Below are 19,247 nucleotides of genomic sequence, written 5' to 3'. Positions count from 1 at the left end.
GGTTTACGGGGTGACGCGGTGGCGGTCACGCGGGAAGAGGACCGCTTCACGGATGTTCTGGAGTCCGCACATCGTCATAACGAGCCGCTCGGCTCCAAGACCCCAGCCTGCATGGGGCGGCATCCCGTACCGGAATGGTTTGAGATAGAACTCAAATCCTTCCGGTGAGAGGCCTTTGCTCCTGATCTGCTCGACGAGCTGGTCATGGATGTGGCATCGCTCGGCTCCTGAGGAGAGTTCCATCCTTGGATGCATCAGGTCAAAGGCGTTGCAGATGGAGGGATCGCTCTCATTTGGCATCGCATAGTAGGGGCGGATGGCGGTCGGCCACTCGGTGATGAAGTAATGGGCTCCCATCTCCTCACCGATGATCCGCTCACTTGCCGTCCCGAGATCATCGCCATAGGTGATCGGATCCTCGCTCTTCTTTGCCGCGATCTCGATCGCCTCGGCATAGGGGAGTCGTGGGAGCGTTGCGTCGGGGATGGCAAGGTCGGTGATCCCAAGGTGGGCGAGCTGGTCGGTGCAGTCATCGGCGACTGCCTGGTAGACCGTTCTCATCAGCCGTTCGAGGAGCTGCATCACATCTTCATGGTCGGCAAAGGAGACCTCGACATCGATCGATGTCGCCTCGTTGAGATGCCGGACGGTATTATGCTCTTCGGCACGGAAGATCGGGCCGATCTCAAAGACCTTCTCACAACCGCCCGCCATCATCATCTGCTTGTAGAGCTGCGGGCTCTGGCCGAGAAACGCCTCCTTCTCAAAGTATGCAATCGGGAAGAGCTCTGTCCCGCCCTCGGTTGCGGCAGCGACCACCTTCGGGGTGGTGATGTTGATGAATCCCTCATCGAAGAGGAAGGAGTGTGTTGCCTCCATCACCCTGGATCGAATCTGGAAGATTGATGCGATTCTTGGTCGCCTGACATCGAGGAACCTTCCATCAAGGCGGGTATCGATCTCGGCAGGCACCTTCTCTGCAACATCAAGCGGGAGGGGTGAGGCTGCCTTTGCCAGGATCTCAAAACTTTCCGGGACGAGCTCCCGTCCGCCAGGAGCCTTATCGGTCGCTTTGATCACCCCTGTCACCCGGACAACCGACTCACGGGAGACTTCTTTAATGGCAAGCAGAACCGCTTCAGGAACTTTCTTCTTCGGGATCGTCACCTGCAAAATACCGGTTCTGTCCCGGATGAGGAAGAACGCGAGTCCGCCGAGATCCCGCTCTTCATGTACCCAGCCGGCTATCGTTGCCTTCTCCAGATCCGAAGTGACCTCTTGTATTGGTATGCGCATAAAATCGAGTATGTGTATCTCTTACAAGGCAAAGAGATTAACCCGTCCGGGAGGTAATGAACATGAAAATTTACTCATCTTCCACAAGAATCCCGTGCTCACGGCACCAGCGCTCTTCTTCGGCGATGAGGCTCTCCATATCCTTCGTCTCTTCCCCAAAGGCACATGTTGACCGTCCTGGTGAGAGGCACTGGCAGATGATACCATCATAGACCTGCGGCAGAACCCTGAGCCTGCGGTGGTGAATAGCGATCTGGCGGCGCTCCTCAGGGGTGAGTGATCCACCCATCTTCTCGGCAATCTCCATATCCTGCCTGAGATCGTCGAACACCTTGTTTAATAACGTGATGAACTGCCCCATCCGGACAGGTTTTTTGACCCATCCGACGATCTCAGGCCCATACCGGATCATCTCGATCGGAAGGAAGACCTTTCCGGTGAGGATCAGTATCGGAATATCCTCATATGCGGGGATGTTCCGGATTGCCCTGAGTGTGGCCCACCCGTCCATCGGCTCCATCATGATATCCAGGACAATGAGATCCGGGATTGTATCGGAGAGGATCTCCATGCATTCCTCCCCACCGCCAGCTGTTATGACATGATATCCATACTGGCTGAGGACATCGGGGATCATCAACCTGAGGGCCGGGTTATCGTCGACGAAGAGGATCAGTCTCTCGATCCCACCGTCCTTCTCGTCGGGCTCAGGGTCACCACGCATATTTGTATTATTATACTAACTGATATTAAAAGGTTGCAATTATTATTGAAGATCCTTATATAAACAGGCAGGACAACCATGGGGTATGTATACTGCGTCCCGCCTGCTTCCGATCCGATAGCATGTCACCCCTTTAAGATGCAGGTTCCATGCAGAGATGATTAGCCGGGCTATCTCATCTTTTGGAGTCCCGGCCCGGAGATTGATGGTCCGTGCAATGGCAGCATCGGTATGCTGCTGAAAGACGGCCTGCATCATAAGCTGGTCATCGGGATGGATATCCCTGGCTGAACGGTAAAGCCTGCGAAACGTTTCAGGGAGCCATTCGATATCCTGGAGCGTCCCTGTCACAATGATATGGTCGATCACCTCCCGCCTCTTCTCCTCTCCCAACCCGATGCGTGTGATCTCCTCATCAAGTGCGCGGGAGAAGATCGGGTGGATCATCTCAAATGCCTTCCCTGCGATATGGTGTCGGATACAGGCAAAGGAGTAGACCGGCTCGATCCCTGGCGAGACTTCTGCAATGAGAGAGATGGTTCCGGTCGGTGCAATGGCGGTGAGGGCTGCGTTTCGGATCGGCTCCTTCCATATACTTCCTTCCCATGCCGGAAATGCCCCTTTCTCTCTTCCAAGTCGTTTTGATTCATCAATTACAGTTGCCGTGATGAACGCCATCACCTCGTGGCCAAAGGTTCGTGCCTCTTCTGTATCGTACGGTACTCCAGATAGGAGAAGTGCGTCATGGAGCCCCATCACCCCCAGTCCGATCTTCCGTGTCTTTCTTGTCGCCTCCGAAATCTCAGGGAGCGGATGGGTCGTCTGGTCGATGGCATTATCAAGGAAACGGACCGCAAGACGGATGATATCTTCGAGTTTTTCCCAGACAACCGATTTACTCTCAATAAAGCGTGGCAGATTGATGCTTCCGAGGATACAGGATTCATAGGGGAGGAGAGGCTCCTCACCACAGGGGTTGGTTGCCTTGATCGATCCAAGCGCAGGTGTCGGATTTGCTGCATTGATGGCATCAGCAAAGAGGACTCCCGGCTCTCCGTTACGATGAATCCCATCGATAATAGATGAAAAAGCCTCCCGGATGCTGATCGCCTCTCCGGAGACCGGGTGGGTAGTGAGGATCTCGTCCCCGGATCCCTCTGTGAGCGCCTTCATATACCGGTCAGGGATCATCACAGAGATATTGAAGTTCTCAAGCACCCCCTCTTCCTTCTTCGCTGTGATGAAGGAGAGGATATCCGGGTGGGTGATATCGAGGATACCCATGTTTGCCCCCCTCCTCCTCCCCCCTTCCCGGATGATCCGGGTGGCGGTGTCGAAGATCTCCATGATCCGAACGGGCCCGGGTGATGCCCCCTCCAGATCTCCAATGGGGGCTCCCGAGGGAGGAATCTCTGAAAATGAATATCCTGTACCGCCATCGTTCACCTGGATGATCGCCCCCTCCCGCAATGCCCTGAAGATTTCAGGGATGGTATCTCCGACCGGAATAACGAAACATGCAGATAGCTGGGGATTTCTGGTCCCTGCGTTCATCAGGGCAGGAGAGTTCGGGAGGAAGAGCTGTCCTTGCAGCATCCGGAGAAACTGATCGCGCTCAACCTCATCACTTCCAATGGCAGATGCGACACGGGAGCAGATATCAGGGAAGCCCTCCTCTCCCGGCTGGAGATACCTGCTCCTCAGGATATGATCCCGGATCCTCCCATTCACGCTGCTATCCCCCTACTCCTGAGATGATCCTCTGTATTTGTGGTATGAGAAATTCGATGAAGGAGTCGATGAGGGCTCCAATCTTTTCAAATGAGATGAGATCAGGATAGATCCCTCCGGTATCCTCAGGTACCGGGAGGGGGTTTGGGGTATGGGGCGGTTCCGGTTCGATTGTAGGAACCGGAGTAGGTGATACGGTCATGGTGGGTGTCGGCACCGGCACCTCTCTTGGATCTGCGATGGTCGCGGGGTGGATAAAGATCGCCCCCTCACGTGCATACCCGTTTGGGCCACACTGTCTGATCTCAAGGAGCGGGAAGCCTGCCACCTCGGGAACCTCTCCGGTGACGGCAACCCTGAGGCCGACATTCTCCCTCTGCGGATAGGAGAGCTCAAAGCCGGGTATTGTGTAGTACGGGCTCCTCCGTGTGGATGATGGCATCTCTCCACCATCCCGGAAAAGGGTCACCTCCCATTGCGGATCAAGGAGAGCTGATCTGAGACGGAGGGAATCTGTCCATGGAAATGATGTTGTCTGGAGGCGATCGAAGGAGAGATGGGTTCTGAGCGTGACCGTTTCCCCGGGTGTCATCTCCCCTGCCGGAGTGGTTAACCGGGATGATGGGGTGAATGCGGAGAGATCCGGTGGCGGTGGTGCAATGATGACCGGATCCGGTCTGTCGCCGGGGGGAATGCTCCCTGATGGGATGACGAGCTGTGAGACTTCGTATTCATTCTCTCCGCGGAGCTGATGGGATCCATCAAGCTGCCGCACCCTGATGAGTGAGAGGGGCGTATCCGAACCTGTGTCAGGGACCGTTCCCCTGAGGCTGATAGAGAGGCTGATATCCTCAGCTACCGGGTATGAGAGTTCCCATCCTGTTATCACCTCACGTGCTCTCCCTGACTGCCTGAGCGTGCTCTCCGCCTCCCCTCTTATCAGGACGACGCTCCATTTCGGATTCGCGAGATCGGTTCGGAGCTCAAGGATATCTCCGGAAGGGAAGGAGAGGAGCTCCAGTCCGGGAAAGCCGAGGGTGACAATAATAGTCTCTTCATCTCCCGGGCTGAGATACCCATCCACAATTCCATCTGAATCCAGGACGACAAACCCTGCTGCAGAAGGAATGAGAAGGATGAGAATTGCAAGAGGGATAATTCCCCGCATCATACATGATCATCATCGCAGGAGATGAAAGATGCTTTCGTCTGAGGGTTCGATTATTCTCTATGCAACTCACTGTCCTTGTTGAGAATACAACCCTCATCGACAGATACTACCGGGGTGAGCCCGGCCTCTCCTTCATACTCCGGGATGGCGATACCAGAATCCTCTTTGACTGCGGATATTCCGATCTCCTCATCGCAAATGCGGATGCAATGAAGGTCGATCTCCTCTCCATTGATACCATCGTCCTCTCCCATGGCCATATCGATCATACCGGGGGGCTCCTTGGGCTCATGCACTACTACCATGAGATGGCGGATAGGGGTGCCCCGGAGACGGGGCCTTCGATCATCACGCATCCCGGGACGTTTCGGCGGAAGGTTGCCGAAGGGGAAGGGGATGTCGGCTGTCCGGTGACAAGGGATCAGCTTGCCGCAATCGGGGATCTGCATCTCTCTGATCGCCCTCTCAGGATCAGTGATCGTCTCTGGTTCCTTGGCGAAATACCACGGACCGACCCCTCCCGAACCCAGAAGAGTACCGCGTATGTTGAAGGACCCGACGGATGGGTTTTGGATCCGGTGATCGAGGACTCCGCCCTCGTCTATTGCGGGGATGAGGGGCTTGTCATCATCTGTGGCTGTACTCATGCGGGGATAGAGCATACCGTCACATATGCGCGTGAGATCTGCGGATATGACCGTGTCAGAGCCATCATCGGTGGCCTTCATCTCTATTCAGCATCTCCTGAACGGATAGCCGGAGTTGCGCAATGGTGCGCGGGGGAGGGGGTCGGGGAGATCTACCCCTGCCACTGCACCGGTCTTCCGGCAGCGATCGCCTTCTCCAGGCATCTCAGGGTGACCTCGATCGGGGTTGGCAGCCACCTCTCCTGGGATGAGGATCCGGTATCTCTTGACAAAGTTTAAACTCCGGAGGGGACGAATGATGCATATGGTTGTTCCCCAGAAGGTCTTCTTCACAAAGGGTGTCGGTGTCCATAAGGACAAACTCGCCTCTTTTGAGCTTGCCCTCAGAAAGGCAGGTATCGAGAAGTATAATCTCGTCTATGTATCCAGCATCTTTCCACCCAACGCAACGATTGTATCCCGTGAGGAAGGGTTGAAGGATCTTCATGCAGGCGAGATCGTCTATTGTGTCATGGCACGGAGCGAGACGAAGGAACCAAACAGGCTCTCCTCAGCCGCCATCGGGCTTGCACTTCCAAAGGATGCCAATGAGTACGGCTATCTCTCCGAGCATCACGCCTATGGTGAGACCGCACTCGTCTCCGGTGAGTATGCAGAGGATCTCGCCGCGACGATGCTTGCAACGACTCTTGGTATCGAGTTTGATCCCGATAAGGCATGGCAGGAGAGGGAGCAGATCTATAAGGCGAGTGGCAAGATCATCAAGACGACACATATCTGCCAGTCTGCTGAGGGCGACGCTGAGGGTCGGTGGGTCACAACCATCGCTGCAGCTGTCTTTATCCTTTAAATAAGCCTTTTTTTAAAGGGGTGGAGATGAGATGGAGATCGTTGGTATTCCTCTGACTGATCTCTATACATGGGTATTTATTCCTCTCTTCATCGTCATTGCACGTATCCTCGATGTGAGCATCGGGACGATTCGGATCATCTTCGTCTCACGTGGATACCGGTTCCTTGCCCCGGCACTTGGCTTCTTCGAGGTGATCATCTGGCTGCTCGCCATCGGCGAGATCATGAAGAACCTGAATAATCCGGCGGCATATATTGCATATGGGCTCGGTTTTGCTTTAGGGAACTATCTGGGGATTCTCCTTGAGGATCGCCTCTCAATAGGCCAGGTGATTGTCCGTGTGATCACCAGACGGGATGCTTCCGTCCTTGTCGAGATGCTGAAACAGGGGAATTATGGTGTCACCGCCATCGATGCCGAAGGGGCGACCGGCCAGGTGAAGCTTATCTTCCTTGTGATCAACCGGTCCCGTCTGCCGGAGGTAATCGAGCTGATTAAACACTTCAATCCGAATGCTTTTTACTCGGTAGAGGATGTCCGCTCGGTGAAGGAGGGGGTATTCCCGATGGAACGGCCGGGCTTCCTCAGCTCCCGGATCAATGCGATGAAGGTCCGGCGAAAGCAAAAATAGGATATTATCTTCTGAGGTGCTCAAGTGCCAGAAACGCTTCCCTCCGGACGGCGGGATCACTGTCCCGGAGGAGATCGGTGAGCGGCTCATGGGCTTCATGGCTGCCAATCTCACCGAGGACGACGGCAGCCTGCCTTCTGACGGCGGGCTCCTCATTGCGGAGATAGGTGACCATGGTTGGAACCGCCGGCTCACCAATCCCTGCCAGGATCTCCATTGCTCCCTCCCGGATTCGGTTCTCGCTGCTCTCAAAGGCTGCGGTGACCTCCGGAAGTGCCGCCTTCCCAAAACCCGTGAGGGCGATGATCGCCCCGTCCCGGACCTCCGGATCAGGATCCGCAAGAGCTCCGATGAGGTGTGAAACGGTATTGAGATCCCGGATCCTGCCAAGAATCCGAATCCCGGTCATTCTCATTATTGGATCCTCATGTTGAAGGAGTGGGACGATCTTCCCGCGTGCAGTGTCGCCAATCTCGGCCATCACCTCTTCGATCCGTAGTCTGATCTCCGGATCTGCCCCCTGGAGTGCCTGGATGAGGGGCGGGACAGCGGCTGCTCCAAGCTGTGTACATGCCTGAACAGCCGCATTTCTGACCCGCTCCTCCTGATCCCCAAAAAGAAGAAGGAGTGTTGGTATTGCCCGATCATCAGGGAGATATCCATATGCCCGTGCAGCCGCTGCACGGACCCGGGGGTCCTCATCGCTGAGCGCTTTATTCAGTGGTTCTATCCGTCTCTCTCCACCCATCAGGCCAATCGTCTCGATTACACCTGATCTGATCTCCGGGGACGGACTGTTGAGTGCAGATACGAGTGAGGGGAATGCGGTATCGCCGATGAGATGGAGGGCCCTGATCAACTCCCTCCGGACATCGCTCCTCCCCCCTTCAAATGTCTGGATCATCGGAGCAACTGCCGGTTCCCTGATACGAATAAGCCCCGCAGCCGCCCCCCGCCTGACCCGCCAGCTCTCATCATGGAGGGCTGTGATCAGGAGAGGGACCGCTGCTTTGCCGATCTCTCCTATTGCCGAGACGGCGTGTAGCCGGACCTCCGGATCGGGGCTCCCGAGTGTCTCGTCAAGCGACAGTCGTGGAAGATGTGCCTCTTCCTCTCCCTCTTCCTCAATCTTCTGTTTTTCTGCTCCAAGACGGGATCTGAGATTTCTGAAAAAACCCATAGACTTCCTCTGTATGTTGGTATCGGTGGAAGGATTGTATATATTTACCCTTTTTTATCTACTGGGATCCTTCATCATCGGCGCCCCTGGATGATCGAGAGGAGATCCCAGGCGAGGGACTCGCTCTGCTTTACTCCGGTCATCATCGTATCGAGCCTGAGGCTCCCCGGAACCTCGATGGGATCGCGAATATCCTGGACGAAGAGATCGACGACATCCCCGTATGCATCGCGTGTCCCTTGTGAATCCGGAGGATATCCCCACGCTTCCATCAGCGCTGCTGCCGGCCCCGAGATTGGCCTGCTCCCGATAAACGGGCTGATGGCGATGACGAAAGTCTCCCGCAGGGTCTCCTGCATCCGTTCACACTCCAGGATGGGGCCGATGCTTGTGACGGGATTGGAGGGGCCGATGATCACTGCATCACTCTTTCTGATGCTCTCGATGGCGGCATCCGTGGCGATTGGGGGTGTCTCTGCCTCCCTGATGATCCCCGAGATGGCGACATTTCCCCGGTGCTTCACCCAGTACTCCTGGAAATGCATCGGTCCGTCTGCGGTTTGCACATGCGTTGCTACGGGTGTGTCGCACATCGGGAGGACCTCCGCCTCGACACCGAGAGCCGATCCGATGGCCCGTGTCGCTTCGGTCAGGGTCTCCCCTCGCCTGAGAAGCTCTCCACGTGCAATATGGATCCCCCGATCCCGGTCCCCGATGGAGATCGATTCCGGCATCCCGATCCGCTCCAGGTACCTGTTCGTCTCAAAGCTGTCCCCCCGGATGCCCCACCATGTCTCGGTATTGAGGATTCCGGCAAAGAGGTACAGTACCGTATCGATATCCGGGGAGAGATGGTTTCCTGAGATCCAGAGGTCTTCAGCGGTATTGACGATGACGGTGATCTCACTGTCATGGAGCACCTGGCGGATTCCGCGGAGCAGCTTGGGTGTCCCTGTTCCACCTGAGAGGAGGGTGATCATGGTGATAACATCGTGGCTCAGGATAGATGAGTCTTATTATACGGATCGAATGGGTAGATTTATCGTTTCGTCTCACCTGCCTATCAATAGTTCACAATACTGATATGCAGAACAATCAGGAGTCACAACTGGCCTTCTTTGCGGAGAGGACAGAGGATCTGGTGTACCGGATTCGCCTCTTCCCTGACGGAACTCCGGAACTATTGTATATCTCCGGATCCGTCCGGCATATCCTTGGATATGATCCCGCTGAATGTTACCAGAACCCGTCATTTCTCCAGATCATTTTCCCTCCTGAAGAGCACGGACTCCTTCGGGGGATCGATGGCAGCGAAAGGGAATGCGCCTGGTCATTCAGGCTCTTCCACAGGGATGGCAGCATCCGGTTCATCGAGACGAAGAATGTCATCCAGCCCGATCCCGTTACCGGATGTATCTTCATTGAAGGGATCGGCCGCGACAGGACAGAGGAGAGGCAGAGGGAATCTGATCTCCGCTCCCGTGACAGGATTCTTGATGCAACCTCCTATGTGGCATCTGAGCTGCTGACCGGAAAGGGATGGGAGGATCGGATCGCCGGTGTTATCCGGCGTCTCGGCATGGCTTCGGACGCCTCCCGTGTCTATATCTATCAGCTGAATGCCGGGTCGCCGGGTCTCTCTGCTCATCTCATCGCTGGGTGGACCGCTGAAGGCATTGAGGCGGGTACGCCTCCATATCTCAGCGAGAGAGATTTTGAGGGATCTGCCGAAGCGATCTTCTCCGGGATGACGATCGGGGGGCCGGTCGGGAGTATCGGCCCCCTCGGCATGACGGCGCTCCGGGCGTCCCCGGATCTCCGCTCGATACTGATCGTCCCGATCATAGTGCAGGGGACGGTCCCGGCGGTTATCGGGTTTGATGAGTGCCGGTATGATCGGATCTGGAGTGATTCTGAGGTTCTGGCACTTGAGACGGCAGCACGGATCATCGGGGCTGCCATGGAAGGCGAAGCAGACCGCCTTGCTCTTGCCGCAAGTGAGACCCGGTTTCAGCGCCTCTTCGAAGAGGCACCAATCGGGATGGTCATCGCAGATCATAATCTCCGGATCACCGATCTCAATCCTGCATTTCTGGAGATGACCGGCTATACGGCATCGGATCTGATCGGCCGGACCTACCGGGATATCACTCATCCTGATGATCTCACCGATAACGAGGCAGGTGTTCAGGAGCTCACCAGGGGAGCTCTGGATCATTACAGAATCCGGAAACGGTATATTCGCAAGGACGGGGGTGAGATCTGGGCACAGACGGATGTCGCACCCTTCAGGGCGGCCGGGGGTATTGGATACATAGCGATGATCGAGGATATCTCCCTCCGGGTGGATGCAGAACGGAGGCTTTCTGAGAGCGAAGAGATGCACCGGTCCTTCCTGCAGCACTTTCAGGGTATTGTCTACAGGAGTGGTGAGGAAGAACCCGTCTTTCTCCATGGCGCTGTCAGGGAGATCACCGGATATACCCCTGAGGAGATCCGAGCCGGAGATCCCCTCTGGGAGTCCCTCATTCATCCCGATGACCTCGGCGAGATCCGGCCACGGTACGCAGCATTATATGCAACGCCCGGCGATCGGTTCGATGCGGACTACCGGATCATCACCCGGGATGGCAGGACCCGGTGGGTGCATGAGATGCTCCAGCACCGGATCGGGGCAGATGGCCGTTCGATGATCGAGGCAGCAATCTATGACATCACCGACCGCCACCGGATGGAGGAGGAGATAACAAGGTCCAATGAGAAGCTCAATCTCCTGCAGAGTGTCACCCGGCATGATATCCTTAACCAGGTGATGATGATAGCCGCATACACCTCCCTCCTCTCCGAGAGGATCACTGATCCGGAGTGTTCAGGGTATTGTGCGGAGATGGAGCGTGCCATCGACCGGATCCGGGATATCGCCGGATTTACATATGATTATCAGAGCGTCGGGCTGAGCGGTCCGGCGTGGCAGGATCTCGATGCGGTTGTGAGGCGTGCGTATGCGATCAGGGATCCGAGGGGGATTGCCCTTGAGATAGATACAGGTGATTATGCGATCTATGCCGATCCCCTCCTTGAGAAGGTCTTCTACAACCTCATCGATAATAGCAGAAAGCATGGTGGAGAGGGGATCTCCAGGATCAGGATACGATGCACCGAGGATGATGATCATCTGGATATCATCTGCGAAGATGATGGCGCAGGCTTTGATCCTGCCCTCGTCCCTTCCCTCTTCCTCAATGAAACGAGGAGGGGATCCGGTCTTGGTCTTCTGCTAATCCGCGAGATCCTCTCCTTCACCGGGATATCCATTGAGGCTCTCGCCTCGCAGACGGGTGGTGCAGGGTTCCGTATCCGGGTTCCCGGTGGCCGGTGGCGGAAGGAGATATATATCAGTCCTCCTGCATCATAGATCTGATCATGCATAGGATCGGGGCGAGGACCTTTCCCGGCAGAATGATCAAGGATCCCGTTCATGGGGATATTGAGGTCGATGCCGGTATGGAGCGTCTCCTGGATACCCCTCCTCTCCAGAGGCTGCGGATGATCCGGCAGCTTGGGTTTTCGTTCCTTGTGTATCCGGGTGCGAATCATACCAGGTTTGAACATGCGCTCGGGACGATGCACCTGGCTACCCATCTCTGCCGCCACCTCTCCCTTGAAGCCGGGGAGACGGATCTCCTCAGGGCGGCCGCCCTCCTCCATGATATCGGCCATGGCCCATTCTCCCATGCATCCGAGCCGGTGATGGAGGTCTTCTGTGGTCATGGACATGACCGTGTCCGTGATCTCCTTGATGATCCGGCAACCGCCTCCGCACTTGCAGGGATGAACCTCGATCCCGATGAGGTTGCGGCGGTGATTGCAGGGAAACACCGGCTTGCCGGGGTGATTCATGGCGAACTGGATGTGGATCGGATGGATTACCTCCATCGGGATGCCCATTATACCGGGGTGCCCTATGGTGCGGTTGATGCCAACCGGATCATCAGGAGCACCCTTCTCTCTGAGGAGGGGCTTGTCCTTGACGAGTCAGGGGTTCAGGCGGCAGAATCGCTCCTTGTTGCGAGGACCCTGATGCGGCCTGCCGTCTATTACCATCATGTCTCGCGGATCGCAGAGCGGATGTTTCTGATCGGTGCGATGGCCCATTGTGAGGAGGGTGGAGACCAGAAAGAGCTGGTCAGGATGGATGATCCCGCCTGTATTATGGCGTTACGGGAGTCGGAGAGCGGGATGGCCCGTTCAATCATACACCGCCTTCTCACGCGGGATCTCTATAAAAGGGCGGTCTATGTCGGTGTCGGATCGCTGAACCGTGCCCGTATCCCGCAACCGGACCTTCGTGACTCCTTCCGGCTTGCCGGGGAGATCGCCGATGCAGCCGGGGTTGATCCCGGATCGGTAGCCGTTGATATCCCGCCGTTTCCCCATGATCTCATGATCGGGGTCTCGGTGAAGAATCGCCATGATATCGTCTCTCTTGATGAGATCTCTCCATTAATCCGGGGAATGAATGAGATACGACGATCCCAGTGGCGGCTTGGGATCTACGCTCCGGCAGAGCACCGGGATCGGGTGGCTGCTGCAGCGGCCGAGGTTCTCAATCTCAGGCCGGTTACAAAACAAGATAAACTCCTAATAGATACAGATGAAGAGGAGGGAAGATAAGTGAAGGAACTGGTCGTCGGGGTGACCGGCGCAAGCGGCATGATCTATGCAGAACGGCTTCTTGCTGTTACGGCAGGACGGTGCCGGATACATCTGATCGTCTCTGAGACGGCAGGGATGATCGCAGAGCTTGAAGGGGTCTCATTCTCAGGATTCGATGTTATTCATGAGACGAACAGTGATCTTGCAGCCGGCATCGCAAGCGGATCGTTCCGGTTCGACGGGATGGTGATCGTCCCCTGTTCGATGAAGTCGCTTGCGGGAATTGCCCATGGGATATCGGATTCGCTGATTGCACGGGTTGCCGATGTCTGTCTCAAGGAGAGACGCCCCCTCGTCCTTGTCCCGAGGGAGACCCCGTATTCGAGGGTACACCTTCTCAATATGCTTGCTGCCCATGATGCAGGGGCGCTTATCCTCCCGGCATCCCCCCCCTTCTACCAGAAGCCGGAGGGGATCTCTGATCTGGCAGATATGATCGTCGCCCGGATCCTCGATCACCTGCATATAGAACATTCAATAGGAACCAGATGGAGTGGTTACCATGCGTGAGTATATCGATAGTCTCAGGGAGGCGGATCTCCTCGTCGAATATGAGGATGAGGTGGATATCGTCTTTGATGCACCGAAATTGGCATATGGAACCGATCGCCCCCTTTTCTTCCACAATCTCAGCGGGGGGCACCGTGGTGTCATGAACCTGACGGCGAGCAGGGAGACCCTCGCCCTCGCCCTTCGGAAGGATACCACCCGGATGGTTCCGGAACTTGCCGCATGCAGGTACGACGGTGTGATCATTGATGAGGGGAGTATTCAGACACATTCCCCGGATCTCAGCAAAGTTCCGGTTATGACCCACTTCCCACTGGATGCAGGCCCCTATATCACCGCAGGGATCGTCTTCTCCTCATATGGGGGTGTCGAGAATGCAGCGATACACCGTATGCTCGTCTCAGGAAGAGATCAGCTCATTGCCCGTATCGTCGAGGGGCGGCATACCTATCAGCTGATGAAGGCCGCCCATGCAGCCGGAGAGAAGCTCTCGATCGGAATTGCAATCGGTGTTCATCCGGCGGTTACCTTCGCATCATGCACCCGTGTTCCACAGGGGAGGGAACTGGCGTATGCAGCCGAGCTTCTCGGTGGGGAGATCGGTGTCCGGACCCTCGGAAACGGTGTCCGGGTTCCGGATGCGGAGATCGTCCTTGAAGGGTATCTTACGGCGCAGAATGCTCCGGAAGGACCATTTGTGGATATCACCGGGACCTATGATCCGATCCGATCCCAGCCGGTGATCGAGATCACCGGGATTGCGGCAAAGCCCGATCCAATCTATCATGGCATTCTTCCGGCAGGTGCCGAGCACCGTCTCCTGATGGGTGCACCCTATGAGCCAAGAATCTATCAGTCGGTTGCAGGGGTGACGAAGGTCCGTGATGTTCTCCTGACGCGGGGGGGTGCCGGGTATCTTCATGCCGTCGTCTCGATAGAGAAACAGACGGAGGGTGATGGCAAGAACGCCATCATGGCAGCCTTTGCCGCACATACCTCGCTCAAGCATGTCGTCATCGTCGATCCGGATATCGATATTCATAATCCCGAGGATGTCGAGTTTGCGATTGCAACCCGTCTCAGAGGAGATACCGATATCATGGTGGTGAGTGGTGTCCGTGGATCATCCCTTGATCCCTCCCGGATTGCTGATGGCATGAATGTGAAGGTCGGGGTGGATGCGACAATCCCCATGGGGAGAGAAGATGAGTTTATACGGGCAGGATGGGATGCGTAATGGAACTTGACAGATCAGATGAAGAGGTTCTCGCAGGGGAATTCGGAGAGACACGGCGGATATGTATGGAGATTCTTGTCGCCCTCGGCAAGGTATACGGGGCGGAGCGTCTGATTCCGGTATCCAGTGTCCAGGTTGCCGGGGCATCATACAAGACGATAGGCGATGCCGGGCTTGAGTGGCTCCAGAATCTGGATGCACGTGCCGTCGTTCCGGCATTTTTAAACCCTATCGGGATGCCGAGGGATGACTGGAAAAGAATGAAGATCGATGATGGGTTTGCAGAGAAGCAGCAGGAGATCCTTGCAGCATACCGGCGGCTGGGCATCTCACTCTCCTGTACCTGCACTCCGTATTATCATCAGCTCGTCCATTATGGCGATCACCTCGCATGGTCCGAGTCGTCGGCGGTCTCGTATGCCAACTCTGTCATCGGTGCACGGACGAACCGCGAAGGTGGCCCGTCTGCCCTTGCATCCGCGTTAATTGGAAAGACGCCGGAGTTTGGGCTGCATATCGTGAAGAACCGGGTCCCGGATCTCGTCATCGAGGTGGATGATCCCGGTGCAACAAAGCAGTGGGGTCCTGCCGAGTATGGGGCGCTTGGCTACCTTGCAGGAAAAGAGGCAGGAAACCGGATTCCCTGTTTCAGAGCCATTCGTCCAAACCGGGACCGGCTGAAATCACTCGGAGCGGCGATGGCGGCAAGCGGGGCGGTCGCCCTCTACCATGTTGAGGATATCACGCCCGAGGCACGGGTACCGTTCTTTAAAAAGTCATTTACACTCGATCAAAAGGAGACGATCACCATTCCCGTTGCGGAGGTCAATGCCCTCTTCAATGACATTGATGTGAATGCCGTCGCCGTCGGGTGTCCGCATCTCTCAGAGGATGAACTCCGGACTGTTGCCGGGCTTCTCACCGGAAAGAAGGTGAAGAAGGAGTTCTTCGTCTTTGCCTCAAAGGAGATGATCGATGAGCATCATGATCTCGTCGGGATCATCGAGAAGTCGGGTGCATCTGTCTACCCCGATACCTGTATGGTCGTCTCTCCTGCAACAGATACCCTCGGTTCCGTGATGACAAACTCCGGCAAGGCCTTCACTTATCTTCCGGCGATGTGCGGTGTTCTTCCGCGCCTTGGCACCATTGAAGAGTGCGTCAGGGTCGCGACCGAATAACCCCCATTTATTAACTCTCAGATCGATCTCTCTTGTTGATAGTATGGATCCAGGTGTATCAGGCGGTATGGGGGAACGATCGGGATCTCCGGAGAATTTTGCACGGGAACTGATCCTGAAACTTGCCCTGAAAGGAGATGAGCGGGTGCTTCATCTCGGATCAGGTGACGGGAAGCTGACCGCAGCCATTGCAGCATGCCTCCCACGGGGGAGTGTTCTTGGGATCGATCCCTCGGAGATGATGATACAGTCTGCACGGGATGCCTACCCCTCGAACCGATATAATAACATCAGCTTTCTGGGAGACGATATCGACAGGATCGATGGCGAAGGGGCATTCACCCGTATCGTCTCTCTGGATATGATGAACTGGATGTGTGATCCAGACAGATTCTATGCAGCGGCAGCACGTCTCCTTGCTCCGGGTGGCAGGCTCCTCCTCCAGATGGAGGGGTCGGGGCCGACAGAGGCGATCCTCTCCCGGATTGAGGCACTCATCAGAATACATCCATGGAATGAGTACTTCGACGGATATACCCTCCCCTACACCCTCCCCTCTCCTGAGGAGATGATGCAGAGCTGTGAAGATGCGGGGCTCTATACCCTCAGGCTGGATCACCTCTCACGATCTCTCATCTTCAATGAGGAAGATTCCCTCGCCCGGTGGATCGTTGTATTCTGGTACCATCTTATTGAGAGGGTTCCAAAAGATCAGCAAAGCCTCTTTACAAAGGCCATCACCAGTGAGTATACCCTCCTCTATCCCCCCTCACCCGCCGGCCGGATCTCAGTTCCTGTACACAGAATTGAGATCGAGGCACGAAAGGATCCCGGGGAGATATGATTTCTCTCCTCCTCTTTTAAAAAAAAATCAGGCTCTTCAGAGCCCCATGGCATGGAGAAGATAGAGGATCCCGGCGACCAGCACCGCCACGATCCCGACTGCCTGAACCTCTGATCGGATCCCGACGAGTTCCGGAATCGTCTCTGCGGGGAAGATCCCTTTATTCAGGATCGAGCGGTTGAGCCGGGGGTAGAGCCGGGCGAAGATACCTGCCCCGATAGCGATCCCGATCATCCCGATGGCGGCATCCATAGCCCCCGATCCGACCGCACCGGCTGCCGTGCCCGGGCAGTAGCCGAGGATGCCAAAACCTGCACCGAAGATGAGTCCGCCGATGATGGTGGATCCGACCGATCCCACCTTGTAATGGAGATTGACAAGGCCCATCCACTTCATGGCATAGACACCGATCATCCCGACGAGGACGGCAGAGAGCATCACCTTCACCACCGTGAAGTCGGTGAGGAGGAGCTGGCCGATGATCACCCCGTACTCGGTCACCCCTCCCTTCTGGAGGAGGAATCCAAAGACGATACCGGAGAGGAGGCCGAGGATCATCTGGGCTTTTGTATCGGATCTGAGAGTATCAAATGTCATCTCTGTCTCCCCTCAGATGAATGGAAACCCGTATATGAGTCCTGCAACCACGATACCCCCGACAAAGAAGCATATAGCCGCAATCCAGCTTGCCAGGGAGAGCTGCAGCGTTCCTGAGATCCCATGGCCTGATGTGCAGCCCCCTGCCCAGCGTGCTCCAAGCCCCATCAGGATTCCCCCGATGAGGGCGACACCTGCCCTGAGGAGGGGTTCGGTCCCGAAGCCTTCGGCAAAGACCGGGGGAACGATCAGGATCGAGAAGGTACCGGAGATATATGCCGAGATGAAGGCTCCGATCAGGACTCCAATGATCAGCATCCACTGCCAGTCAACCGTCGGGGTGAACTTCTGATAATATGGCATCGCTTCAGCCTTCTCCCGCGATACGGCGGTCTCAACCATCCCTGCGGTCTTGGCATAAGCTGTCGAACATCCCAGGGGCCGGTCCGAGAGGAGAAACGCCGTCCAGATCAAGACCCCGATCCCTGCACCGACAATATAGGGCGACCATGTCGCCGCTGTAAACCATTCGATCATTCCTATCCTCCGGTCATGGTGCAAATCCGGCCCGGCTGTATGCAGTATAGCCGCCGCCAAGGTTCATCACCCTCTCTATACCATGCATCTTCAGAATGGAAGCGGCGATGCTCGCCCGCTGCCCGCCACGGCACATCACAATATACTGCTTCTCAGGATTCAGTTCGGTATACCTTGTCCGAAGATCATGCCAGGGGATATGCACCGATCCTGCTGCATGACCGGCATCCCACTCTTCGGTGGATCGGACATCGATCAGCACCGCTTCATCGCCTCTGATGAACCGGTCTGCCTCCTCCGGGGAGATGACCGGCACCCGGCTGATCGGGAGTCCTGCAGTTCCCCAGACGAGCATTCCGCCTTTGAGGAATCCCGTCACCTGGTCGAATCCGACACGGTGGAGCTGGAGGGCCACCTCTTCTGCCTGTGCCTTCCCTTCGGCAACAAGGATGATCTCTTTCTCTGCCGGAAGGATCCACCCTGCCTGGGTGGCAAAGTTCCCTGCATGATCAATATGCCAGGAGCCGGGGATATGCAGCCCTGAGAATGCCGGGTAGCTCCTGACATCAAGCAGTGTTGCGCTGTTGGATCGGATCGTGTCAGAGAAGGCTTTCGGATCAACCGGTACTGTCGCCGGGAGATCCTTCATCAGTGCCGGTCCCTTCCGGTTGATCTCCGAGCATCGTGCAAAGTGATCAGGAGCCGCAGGCATATCGGATGTGAGTGCATTGATGAACTCCTCACGGCTCTTTATCAGGAGGGCATAGTTGTACTTCTTCTCGTATCCGATGGTGCTCGTCCGCTTGGCCGCCATCGCCCGTCCGCAGAGGGATCCCATCCCATGTGCCGGATAGACCTCGCATTCGTCGGGGAGGGTCATGATCTTGGTATGCAGGTTCTCATAGAGGGATGTGGCAAGCTCTTCAGCACGGCCGGGGAAGAGATCCGGCCTCCCGACATCACCGACGAAGAGGGTGTCGCCGGAGAAGAGTGCAACCGGTGTCTCCCCCCGGGCGGTATCTGTTGCGATGTAGCAGATATGCTCGGGTGTATGGCCGGCGGTATCGATGACTGAGAACCGGATATTCTCAAGAGCGATGATATCTCCTTCTTCTACTGCTGAATGCGGGAATGCACAGTTCCCTGATTTCGGGGCATAAATGGTTGCTCCTGTCCTGTCTGCGAGATCCAGGTGGCCGGAGATGAAGTCCGCATGCAGATGGGTCTCAAGGATATGGGTGATGACAACCCCCATCTCCTCTGCTGCCCTGATATATCGCTCGACATCCCGTGCAGGGTCGATTATCGCACAGGTCCTGTCCCCTGCGACGATATATGAACTGTGAGCTATTCCCGGTATGAAAAACTGCTGAATGATCATAGGCGATCAGT

18 protein-coding genes are annotated in these 19,247 nt (G+C 56.1%); 9 read left to right on the top strand and 9 right to left on the bottom strand.

Translation table 11 applies throughout. The annotated features are described in order from the left end of the window. Positions 1–3 precede the first annotated feature (3 nt). The 4 genes from aspS to J2T58_RS09545 form a co-directional block, all read right to left on the bottom strand. Positions 4–1,296, bottom strand: coding sequence for an aspartate--tRNA(Asn) ligase (gene aspS, locus J2T58_RS09560; protein WP_253489322.1), 1,293 nt, complete (start codon positions 1,294–1,296; stop codon positions 4–6). Positions 1,297–1,366: 70 nt separating this feature from the next. Then, positions 1,367–2,020, bottom strand: coding sequence for a response regulator (locus J2T58_RS09555; RefSeq protein ID WP_253489319.1), 654 nt, complete (start codon positions 2,018–2,020; stop codon positions 1,367–1,369). Positions 2,021–2,062: 42 nt separating this feature from the next. Next, positions 2,063–3,751 (bottom strand): adenosylcobalamin-dependent ribonucleoside-diphosphate reductase, encoded by a 1,689-nt coding sequence (locus J2T58_RS09550; protein ID WP_253489316.1) that lies wholly within the window; start codon positions 3,749–3,751, stop codon positions 2,063–2,065. 4 nt (positions 3,752–3,755) lie between these two features. Then, positions 3,756–4,922 (bottom strand): hypothetical protein, encoded by a 1,167-nt coding sequence (locus J2T58_RS09545; protein ID WP_253489313.1) that lies wholly within the window; start codon positions 4,920–4,922, stop codon positions 3,756–3,758. Between the two features lie 59 nt (positions 4,923–4,981). Between J2T58_RS09545 and J2T58_RS09540 the strand changes: the two genes are divergently transcribed. Genes J2T58_RS09540 through J2T58_RS09530 form a run of 3 tightly spaced genes read left to right on the top strand, consistent with a single transcriptional unit; the run spans position 4,982 to position 7,053 of the window. Then, positions 4,982–5,848 carry an MBL fold metallo-hydrolase gene (locus J2T58_RS09540; RefSeq protein ID WP_253489309.1) on the top strand — a complete coding sequence of 289 codons (867 nt, stop codon included), beginning with the start codon at positions 4,982–4,984 and terminating at the stop codon, positions 5,846–5,848. A gap of 25 nt (positions 5,849–5,873) precedes the next feature. After that, complete coding sequence (locus tag J2T58_RS09535; RefSeq protein ID WP_253489350.1) at positions 5,874–6,419, top strand: pyruvoyl-dependent arginine decarboxylase; 546 nt, start codon at positions 5,874–5,876, stop codon at positions 6,417–6,419. A gap of 31 nt (positions 6,420–6,450) precedes the next feature. Continuing rightward, positions 6,451–7,053: a DUF2179 domain-containing protein gene (locus J2T58_RS09530; RefSeq protein ID WP_253489306.1), complete on the top strand. Its 603-nt coding sequence runs from the start codon at positions 6,451–6,453 to the stop codon at positions 7,051–7,053. A gap of 4 nt (positions 7,054–7,057) precedes the next feature. Here J2T58_RS09530 and J2T58_RS09525 read toward each other — a convergent pair whose 3' ends face one another. Both J2T58_RS09525 and cofD read right to left on the bottom strand, forming a co-directional pair. Beyond that, the gene (locus J2T58_RS09525) at positions 7,058–8,233 is read right to left on the bottom strand and encodes a HEAT repeat domain-containing protein (RefSeq protein WP_253489304.1); all 1,176 of its coding nucleotides are present in this window, start codon (positions 8,231–8,233) and stop codon (positions 7,058–7,060) included. Between the two features lie 74 nt (positions 8,234–8,307). Beyond that, entirely contained in the window at positions 8,308–9,213 is a 906-nt protein-coding gene (cofD, locus tag J2T58_RS09520; protein WP_253489302.1) for a 2-phospho-L-lactate transferase, read from the bottom strand. A 104-nt stretch (positions 9,214–9,317) separates the two neighbouring features. Between cofD and J2T58_RS09515 the strand changes: the two genes are divergently transcribed. Genes J2T58_RS09515 through J2T58_RS09490 form a run of 6 tightly spaced genes read left to right on the top strand, consistent with a single transcriptional unit; the run spans position 9,318 to position 16,721 of the window. Continuing rightward, a complete protein-coding gene (locus J2T58_RS09515; protein WP_253489300.1) occupies positions 9,318–11,648 on the top strand; it encodes a PAS domain S-box protein in 2,331 nt (776 codons plus the stop codon). Between the two features lie 8 nt (positions 11,649–11,656). Continuing rightward, on the top strand, positions 11,657–12,907 hold the full coding sequence (locus J2T58_RS09510; RefSeq protein WP_253489298.1) for an HD domain-containing protein: 1,251 nt from the start codon (positions 11,657–11,659) through the stop codon (positions 12,905–12,907). Beyond that, positions 12,908–13,459 carry a UbiX family flavin prenyltransferase gene (locus tag J2T58_RS09505; protein WP_253489296.1) on the top strand — a complete coding sequence of 184 codons (552 nt, stop codon included), beginning with the start codon at positions 12,908–12,910 and terminating at the stop codon, positions 13,457–13,459. Beyond that, positions 13,452–14,696 (top strand): UbiD family decarboxylase, encoded by a 1,245-nt coding sequence (locus J2T58_RS09500; protein WP_253489295.1) that lies wholly within the window; start codon positions 13,452–13,454, stop codon positions 14,694–14,696. Before J2T58_RS09505 ends, J2T58_RS09500 begins: the two co-directional genes overlap by 8 nt. Further along, a complete protein-coding gene (locus tag J2T58_RS09495) occupies positions 14,696–15,877 on the top strand; it encodes an aconitase X (RefSeq protein WP_253489292.1) in 1,182 nt (393 codons plus the stop codon). The genes J2T58_RS09500 and J2T58_RS09495 overlap by 1 nt, the downstream gene beginning before the upstream one ends. 43 nt (positions 15,878–15,920) lie before the next feature. Continuing rightward, the gene (locus tag J2T58_RS09490) at positions 15,921–16,721 is read left to right on the top strand and encodes a class I SAM-dependent methyltransferase (protein ID WP_253489289.1); all 801 of its coding nucleotides are present in this window, start codon (positions 15,921–15,923) and stop codon (positions 16,719–16,721) included. Between the two features lie 36 nt (positions 16,722–16,757). Here the strand turns inward: J2T58_RS09490 and J2T58_RS09485 are convergent, their stop codons facing one another. The 3 genes from J2T58_RS09485 to J2T58_RS09475 are packed head-to-tail and all read right to left on the bottom strand — an operon-like array spanning position 16,758 to position 19,236. Next, positions 16,758–17,318: a DUF6691 family protein gene (locus tag J2T58_RS09485; RefSeq protein WP_253489286.1), complete on the bottom strand. Its 561-nt coding sequence runs from the start codon at positions 17,316–17,318 to the stop codon at positions 16,758–16,760. A 12-nt stretch (positions 17,319–17,330) separates the two neighbouring features. Further along, complete coding sequence (locus J2T58_RS09480) at positions 17,331–17,855, bottom strand: YeeE/YedE thiosulfate transporter family protein (protein ID WP_253489282.1); 525 nt, start codon at positions 17,853–17,855, stop codon at positions 17,331–17,333. A 13-nt stretch (positions 17,856–17,868) separates the two neighbouring features. Further along, entirely contained in the window at positions 17,869–19,236 is a 1,368-nt protein-coding gene (locus J2T58_RS09475) for an MBL fold metallo-hydrolase (protein WP_253489278.1), read from the bottom strand. Between the last annotated feature and the right edge of the window lie 11 nt (positions 19,237–19,247).

This window comes from Methanocalculus alkaliphilus (assembly GCF_024170505.1).
Classification (GTDB): Archaea; Halobacteriota; Methanomicrobia; order Methanomicrobiales; family Methanocorpusculaceae; genus Methanocalculus; species Methanocalculus alkaliphilus.
Note: the sequence above shows the minus strand (reverse complement) of the source record. Positions and strands in the feature narration are given on the sequence as shown.